Source organism: Faecalibacterium sp. An122 (assembly GCF_002160895.1).
Lineage (GTDB): Bacteria > Bacillota > Clostridia > Oscillospirales > Ruminococcaceae > Faecalibacterium.
In genome coordinates this window covers 1-1,035 of the sequence record NZ_NFLL01000070.1, presented here as the reverse complement: position 1 = coordinate 1,035, position 1,035 = coordinate 1, and the positions used below count along the sequence as shown (strand labels likewise).

The window sequence follows — 1,035 nt, the reverse complement described above, 5'->3', positions numbered from 1 at the left end:
CAATGGTGGTCTCCTTGACGACCAGATTGTCGTAATCCATGGCGATCAGCTTCCCGGCGGCCTCTGGGGTACACATGAACCAGGTGCTCACGCCCCAGGCATCCATCCTTGTGACGGTGAAGAAGTCGGTTTCGGCAGGAGAGGGATTTCTGGCGTCAAGATAGCGGTCGGAATAGAGGTAGACCAGATCTACCTCCCGGTCCGGCAGCCACTTGGCCCGGCGCGCACGCGGTTTGCCATTTTTCAGAGTCTTTTCTCTGGGGTTCTCAAACCACGCCAGTTCCTTGAGCTTCAGACCGGTGAAGGTATCCATGAGCCGCTGGGCAATCTCCCGGTGGGTAAATACTCCGCAGTCCCAGGAGCCCACCAGCCATGTCTTTATAAAGTCGCCCACCTTGCTGCCAGGAGCAGGCGGCCCGTAGACGCTCTCATCCGCCCACATGACCTCTATCTTTTCACATTGATCTGGCCGAGGACAGGACTGCTTGTTGCCATAGCGGTACATGATATTTACATAGCCATAGTCTTCGCCGGTTCGGTCATGACCGACGGCTTCTACTTTATAGGCAGTTATGGACATTGCAGTTCCACCTCCTGAGCCAGTACAAATCCGCGCAGCCCAAGGGAGGAGTCGATGACAAACACCCGGATGTGCTCCCGGTCCATGCGCTCCCGCAGTTCCTCGATACTGCAGCAGGCAGGAAAACCGTAAGAGATGGTTCCGCCCAGCAGGTCTTTGTACTGTTCAAAAAAACCGTCCACGGTGATCTCATCCATGCCGAAGAGGATGTTGTCCTGGACCACATTTTCAAACCAGTGGGCCAGCAGGCCGGTGAAGCGAACGGATACTTTCTCTCCGATCTCGGACTGGGTATCCATGTGCAGTGTGTGGGCTTCAAAGTCAGCGCAGTAGCGGAGGACTCTGTTGTCGTGCAGGCCATCAAAAGAACAAATCAGTGTACTCACAGGGATTCCTCCTCGTCCATGAGCTGCTCCTGGACCTCTTTGGGCAGGTCGTTCCATAAAATGTCGTAT

2 protein-coding genes are annotated in these 1,035 nt (G+C 55.1%); both read right to left on the bottom strand.

Annotation, left to right across the window (positions count from 1 at the left end):
- Positions 1-580 (bottom strand): hypothetical protein (locus B5E67_RS15270; RefSeq protein ID WP_087385926.1); only part of this gene is annotated, 580 nt, incomplete at its 3' end.
- Positions 571-966: a hypothetical protein gene (locus tag B5E67_RS15265; RefSeq protein ID WP_087385925.1), complete on the bottom strand. Its 396-nt coding sequence runs from the start codon at positions 964-966 to the stop codon at positions 571-573. The genes B5E67_RS15265 and B5E67_RS15270, both read right to left, overlap by 10 nt.
- Between the last annotated feature and the right edge of the window lie 69 nt (positions 967-1,035).